General features: G+C 62.0%; 5 protein-coding genes. 1 reads left to right on the top strand and 4 read right to left on the bottom strand.

What is annotated here, in order from left to right; genetic code table 11:
• Positions 1 to 2: 2 nt before the first annotated feature.
• The 4 genes from dnaJ to AC5E6N_RS01105 form a co-directional block, all read right to left on the bottom strand.
• Positions 3 to 1,142, bottom strand: a complete 1,140-nt coding sequence (gene dnaJ / locus AC5E6N_RS01090) for a molecular chaperone DnaJ (protein ID WP_491746054.1) — start codon at positions 1,140 to 1,142, stop codon at positions 3 to 5.
• Between the two features lie 184 nt (positions 1,143 to 1,326).
• Positions 1,327 to 3,249, bottom strand: coding sequence for a molecular chaperone DnaK (gene dnaK, locus AC5E6N_RS01095; RefSeq protein WP_491746055.1), 1,923 nt, complete (start codon positions 3,247 to 3,249; stop codon positions 1,327 to 1,329).
• Positions 3,250 to 3,554: 305 nt separating this feature from the next.
• Positions 3,555 to 4,136 carry an acyloxyacyl hydrolase gene (locus tag AC5E6N_RS01100; protein WP_491746056.1) on the bottom strand — a complete coding sequence of 194 codons (582 nt, stop codon included), beginning with the start codon at positions 4,134 to 4,136 and terminating at the stop codon, positions 3,555 to 3,557.
• A 217-nt stretch (positions 4,137 to 4,353) separates the two neighbouring features.
• Entirely contained in the window at positions 4,354 to 6,576 is a 2,223-nt protein-coding gene (locus AC5E6N_RS01105) for a transglycosylase domain-containing protein (RefSeq protein WP_491746057.1), read from the bottom strand.
• Positions 6,577 to 6,744: 168 nt separating this feature from the next.
• Between AC5E6N_RS01105 and AC5E6N_RS01110 the strand changes: the two genes are divergently transcribed.
• Positions 6,745 to 7,122, top strand: a 378-nt coding sequence (locus tag AC5E6N_RS01110; RefSeq protein ID WP_491746058.1) for an acyltransferase family protein, incomplete at its 3' end; no start/stop codon positions are given.

Below are 7,122 nucleotides of genomic sequence, written 5' to 3' on the forward strand. Positions count from 1 at the left end.
GTCTATTCGCTCAGCGTGTCGAAAAAGTGCCGCATCTTGGAAAAGAACCCGTGCGATTCCGGGTTGTTGTCGTGCGACGACAGCGCTTCGAATTCTTCCAGCAGCTCACGCTGTTTCTTGGTCAGCCGCTGCGGTGTCTCGATCGAGATCTGGATGTAGAGATCGCCGGTCTGCGAGGACCGCAGGACCGGCATGCCTTTCGACTTGAGCCGGAACTGTCGTCCCGCCTGTGTCCCTTCCGGCACCTTCACCCGGGTCTTCGCCCCGTCGAGCGTGACGACGTCGAACTGGCCGCCGAGCGCGGCGGTGGTCATGGAAATCGGCACGATGCAGTAGAGATCGGCGCCGTCGCGCTGGAAAAACTCGTGCGGCTTGACCGACAGGAAGATGTAGAGATCGCCCGACGGGCCGCTGCGCAGGCCCGCCTCGCCCTCGCCGGCAAGGCGAATGCGCGTGCCGTCCTCGATGCCGGCCGGGATATTGACCGACAGCGAGCGCTCTTCGGTGACCCGGCCCTGTCCGGAACATTTGGGGCAGGGATCGGAAATGGTTTCGCCGCGGCCATGGCAGGTCGGGCACGTGCGTTCGACCGAGAAGAAGCCCTGGGAGGCGCGCACGCGGCCGGAGCCGTGACAGGTGGCGCACGTGACCGGCTGGCTGCCGGGCCTGGCGCCGGAGCCCGAACACTCTTCGCACTGGACCGAGGTCGGCACGCGGATCTGCGCGGTCTTGCCGGCAAAGGCCTCCTCGAGCGTGATCTCCATATTGTAACGCAGGTCGGCGCCGCGTTCGCGGCCGCCGGCGCTTCGGCGGGATCGTCCGCCGCCCATCATCTCGCCGAATATATCCTCGAAAATATCGGAGAAACCACCGGCACCGCCGCCAAATCCGCCACCGAAGCCACCCGGACCGCCCTGTTCGAACGCGGCATGTCCGAACTGATCGTAGGCGGCCCGCTTCTGCGGGTCCTTCAGCGTCTCATAGGCTTCGTTGATTTCCTTGAACCGGCGCTCGGCGTCCGTGTCGTCGGGATTCTTGTCCGGATGATACTTCATCGCGAGACGACGGAAGGCGCTCTTTAAATCCTTGTCGCTGGCGCCCTTCGATACGCCCAGAATCTCGTAGAAATCAGTCTTGGCCATCAATGTGCTCCGCGGAACGAAATACGCCTGTCACTGTCCGGTTGTCTTGTGCAATGGCTCCAGGGATACGCCCGGCGGAATGATTGAATGGATTTTGCGGCAATGTCAAAAGCCGGTCTCCCGAAACCCGACCGGATTACACAGCCGGTGCGCCGCCTCGGCAAGGGGCGCACCGGCTGGCCGGTTAAGCCGACTTTTTCTCGTCGTCGTCGTTGATTTCCTCGAAATCGGCATCGACGACATCCTCTCCGGATGCGGCGGCGTCGGCCGCTGCGTCGGATTCGGCGGTTTCAGCCTGCTGGGCCTCGTACATGGCCTGGCCGAGCTTCATCGAAACCTCCGCGAGGGTCTGTGTCTTGGCCTTGATGTCCTCGGCGTCGGGCTCTTCAGCTTCCACGGCAGCTTTCAGGGCCGCGAGTGCATCGCTGATCGCGTTCCGGTCCTCTTCACCAACCTTGTCGCCATAGTCGGCCAGCGACTTCTCGGTCGAATGGATGAGGCTTTCGGCCTGGTTCTTTGCCTCGACCGCATCGCGCCGCGCCTTGTCGGCCTCGGCATTGCTCTCGGCGTCCTTGATCATCTGCTCGATGTCGTCGTCGGACAGGCCTCCGGATGCCTGGATGCGGATCTGATGCTCCTTGCCGGTGCCCTTGTCCTTGGCCGACACGTTGACGATGCCGTTGGCGTCGATATCGAAGGTCACTTCGATCTGCGGTACGCCGCGCGGCGCCGGCGGAATGCCGACCAGGTCGAACTGGCCAAGCATCTTGTTGTCGGAAGCCATTTCGCGCTCGCCCTGTGCGACGCGAATGGTGACCGCATTCTGATTGTCCTCGGCCGTCGAGAAGACCTGCGACTTCTTGGTCGGGATCGTCGTGTTCCGGTCGATCAGACGGGTGAACACACCACCGAGGGTTTCAATACCCAGCGACAGCGGCGTCACGTCGAGCAGCAGGACATCCTTGACGTCGCCCTGAAGCACGCCGGCCTGGATGGCGGCGCCCATGGCGACGACCTCGTCCGGGTTCACGCCCTTGTGCGGCTCCTTGCCGAAGAACTTCTTCACGACTTCCTGGACTTTCGGCATGCGGGTCATGCCGCCGACAAGAACCACCTCGTCGATCTCGCCCGGCTGGATGCCGGCATCCTTGATCGCCGCCTTGCACGGATCGACCGTGCGCTGGACCAGATCCTCGACCAGGCTTTCGAACTTGGCGCGCGAAAGCTTCATGGTCAGGTGCTTCGGTCCGCTCTGGTCGGCGGTGATGAAGGGCAGGTTGATTTCGGTCTGGGCCGACGAGGACAGTTCGATCTTGGCCTTCTCGGCGGCTTCCTTGAGGCGCTGCAGGGCCAGCTTGTCGTTCTTCAGATCGACGCCCTGATCCTTCTTGAACTCGGTGGCCAGATAATCGACCAGCCGCATGTCGAAGTCTTCACCACCCAGGAAGGTGTCGCCGTTGGTCGACTTGACCTCGAAGACACCGTCGCCGATCTCGAGGACCGAGATGTCGAACGTGCCGCCACCCAGGTCATAGACCGCGATGGTTTTGCCTTCCTTCTTGTCGAGACCGTAGGCGAGCGCCGCCGCTGTCGGCTCGTTGATGATGCGAAGAACCTCAAGACCGGCAATCTTGCCGGCATCCTTGGTGGCCTGACGCTGGGCGTCGTTGAAGTAGGCCGGCACCGTGATGACGGCTTTCTCGACGGTTTCACCGAGATAGCCCTCTGCCGTTTCCTTCATCTTCTGAAGGATCATCGCCGAAATCTGCGACGGCGAATAGCTGGTGCCTCCGGCTTCGACCCAGGCATCGCCATTGTCCGCCTTGACGATCTTGTAGGGAACCAGGCCCTTGTCCTTTTCGACCATCTTGTCGTCATAGCGGCGACCGATCAGTCGCTTGACGGCGAAAAGCGTGTTTTCCGGATTGGTGACAGCCTGGCGCTTGGCGGGCTGTCCGGTGAGGCGTTCTCCATCGTCGCTGAATGCAACCATGGACGGCGTTGTGCGGGCGCCTTCCGCGTTCTCTATGACCTTGGCGTCGGTTCCGTCCATGACGGCGACGCAGGAATTGGTGGTTCCCAGGTCGATACCAATAACTTTTGCCATTTGTACATTCTCCTTGAAGCGAACTGTCAGGACCCTTGGAGGCGTTCCTTGTGACAGTCCCTAGCGGTATATCCCCCAGCGTCCGGCAGGGCGCCGTAGTTGAAGGGTATATAAGAAAGCCGTTATGGGACTGCAAGGCAGGATTCGGATTCGACCTTCGCTCTTTGCGTGACCGCCGATAGCATTGCAGACAGGGGTCTGAAAAGCCCTGAATCGCGGCTTGAGGGATTTTTTGAACAGTGCGCAATCAAAGGGCGATCCTGCCTTTTCGAATCAATCTAAAGGCGTGACCGTTACAGCCGGCGCTAGAAGCGGTATCCCATGCGCCCGCCGACCGCTTCGAGACCGACATTGAAATCCGCGATGCTGGCATTGGAGAAGTGGTTGTAGAAGACTTCGATCAACAGCGCCGGTGTGATGTCGATTCCGACGCTTGCCTGAATGTGGAACAGCCAGTTCGAGCCGAGATCCTTGGTTATATTGGTCGTTGTGTTGGTGGTGACCCGCGAGTCGGCCCAGGCTCCGCCGCCGCTGAACCCGACATAAAGCCAGGGTGCCAGATGAACCTGCCAGTTCAGACCGGTATAGACGGTGTTGACCGGATTGTCCGAAATGGCGATGTCCGTGCCGATATACGGGCGCGGCGACCCTATGGCATCGAGAAAGTAGGGTGAAGGCGCCAATATCTCGGCATTGATAACAGCACCGTCGAAACTGTTGGCGGAAGCCGGTCCCTGATCGAAGGCGCCGCCGCCGAAGCGCGCCTCCCATTTCTTGGCATATTTGCCGATCTCGATCCGGTTGAAGTCACCATCGGACGCCAGCGCAACTGTGCCCCAACACAGTTGCGCCATGCCCAACGCGGCGATCCCAGGAAGAAATCGCATTCCTGAAAGGTCCCCCGCCACGTCATTTGAGGAAACGTAGTCGAATGACGGGCAACAAACCGCGCCCCCGCTGTTTTTGCAATACTGCAAAACGCGATCAACGTCTTAACAAAACCACTGTTGCCTTTTTGCATCAGCTCCGGTGAAGGCATCGCCGCAAAGTCGCTGTTGCTGTCCGGCGCCTGTGCCGTATCGGCAAAGGTCGACGACTGCCGCGTCAGCGCCCCAGGATGATGTCCAGTAGACTGGTCGTCTCGTTTGGCTGGCGGCGCCCGATTTCCGCCGGCGGCACCGGCCCGCGGGTCGATGCGGTGCGTTCCTCGGCGATATGCGGCTGCCATTCGCCGGCCGGTTCGGTGGGCCTTGCGATATCGCCGGACGGGCTGCGAACCTGTTGCTGCGACGGCCGGGTGACCGGCACGGCGATGCGGTCCGGATCGCTCGGCACATCGTACTGGCCCGGCAGCCTGGCGCTTGAGCGGCCGCTATGGGCCGCCTGCATGAAATCCTGCCAGGCGATCGCCGGCATCGAACCGCCGGTGACGTTCCTCGTCGGCCTGCCGTCGTCGTTTCCGAACCAGACGCCCGTGGTCAGGTTGGAAGTGTAACCGACAAACAGCGCATCGCGGAATGCCTGGCTCGTGCCGGTCTTGCCCGCGGCCTGGTGGCCGCCGAGCCGCGCCTTGCGGCCGGTGCCCTCGTTGACCGCCCGGACCAGCATGCCGTTCATCATGGCGATGATATCCGCACGCAGCACCCGCGGCGGGTTGTCGTAGGTGTTTTCGTAGAGCACCTTGCCGTCGGCGGTGCGCACCCGGCGTATGACATGCGGCGTCGCCTTGTAACCGCCGTTCATGAAGGGCGCATAGGCGGCCGTCAGCTCGGTCAGGGTCACCTCGGACGTTCCGAGCGCGATCGACGCGTTGGTCTGAAGTTTCGATTCGATGCCGAGGCGCCGTGCGGTCTTCGCCACATTACCGGCGCCGGCCTCCATGACCAGCTGGGCCGCCACCGTGTTGAGCGACTTGGACAGGGCCTCCGACAGCGTCACCGGCCCCCGGTACTTTTCATCATAGTTTGAAGGCGTCCACCTGCCGATCCTGATCGGCGCGTCATTGCGCACGGAATTCGGGGTGCGCCCCATTTCCAGCGCGGCGGCGTAGACGAACGGCTTGAACGCCGATCCGGGCTGACGCTTCGCCTTGGTGGCCCGATCGAACTGGCTGACCGAATAATCATAGCCGCCCACCAGGGCCCTGATCGCGCCCGATCCGTCGATGGAAACGAGCGCGCCCTGCGAGACCTTCAGTTTTTGACCGTTGCCATCAATGGCTTTGCGGATCGCCTTCTCGGCCTGCTGCTGCAGTTTGAAATCGATGGTCGTGTCGACGATGAGATCGGTGGTGATCTTGCCGCCGATCACATCCCCCAGCCGGTCCATGACCAGATCCGCGCCGTAATTCTCCGCGCCCGTCCAGTAGCTCTTGGCGCGTGTCGGCGGCTGCGTCATGGCCGTGGTGATTTCCCGGTCGGTGACAAAGCCCTCCTCGCGCATGGCCTCGAGCACGATCTGGGCGCGCGCCTCGGCGCCGTCCGGATTGCGCGCCGGCGACAGCCGCGAGGGCGCCTTCAGCAGTCCGGCGAGCAGCGCCGCCTGGGCCAGGTTGACGTCACGGGCCGGCTTCTTGAAATAGCGGCGGGACGCCGCCTCGACACCATAGGCGCCGGAGCCGAAATAGACCCGGTTCAGATACATTTCCAATATCTGATCCTTGGTGAATTTGTGCTCGAGCCAGACCGCGAGCAGCACCTCCTGCACCTTGCGTTCGATCGTCCGGTCCGGCGAAAGGAAAAGGTTCTTCGCCAGTTGCTGCGTCAGGGTCGATCCGCCCTGAACCATGCGGCCGGCCATGACGTTGCTGACCATGGCGCGCGCCAGTCCGATAGGATCGACACCGAAATGGGAGTAAAAGCGCCGGTCCTCGATGGCCAGCACGGCCTGCGGAAGATAGGGCGACATGCGTGACAGCGGCAGCGCTTCGCCCCCTGTCGCGCCGCGATTGGCCATCGTGCGGCCGTCGCTGGAAACGATCTTGACGTTCGGCGGCCTGTCCGGAACGGACCATGTGGTCGCGCTCGGCATCTTGGCGCCGTAGAACGCGACGACACCGCCAACGGCGATTCCGAGCCACAGGCCGATCACACAGCACCAGTAAAGGCCGCGCCTGAGAAATCCCGAAAAGCCGCGCCTTGCGGCGCCCGAGCGCGACTTGCGCCGTCCGCGGGAAGATGATTTACGGCTTTTCCCGTGTTTGCGTTTTCCCGCCTGGCTCCCGCCCGCCACGCGATCCATGGCACTGGCGCGAAGATCGCCGCTACGGGTGCGGCGTTTGCCCATGGAGGGTTCGATACGGGGCTGCTTTTTGCGTTTTCCGGCCATGGGTTCCAGCGGCTTTTGTGACGGTGGGCGATTGGACTTTAATTGCGGCAATTTAAGGGGGCGTTAATCGTTTTGTTAACGCGCCGGCGCGAGCACGCCGAAATTAACGCTTCCCTTGCCGCCGCCTGCTAATTTGGCCGGCGCAATCTGTGCGGAATGGAATCTCCGATGGCCTATGTGGAAAAGCAGGATCGCGCCGCGGCGCTCAGCGGCGCCCGGGACTACATTCATATCGAATCGGGCCGCGTCGCCTGGGTCGATTACCTCAAGGGCTTCTGCATCCTTCTTGTCGTCATGCTGCATTCCGTCATCGGAGTGGAAAAAGCGGCCGGCAGCGACGGCTGGATGCATGTCTTCGTCGAGATCAGCCAGCCGATGCGCATGCCGGCCTTTTTCCTGGCGTCGGGTCTGTTCTTCATGCGCGGCGTAGACAAGCCGCTGCGTCAGTTCGCAGACGGGAAGATCCTTCATTTTGCCTATTTCTACGTTCTGTGGCTGACGATACAGTTTCTTTTCAAGGCGCCCGCAATGGTGGCGGAGAGATCG

It is taken from the genome of Hoeflea sp. (genome assembly GCF_984452065.1).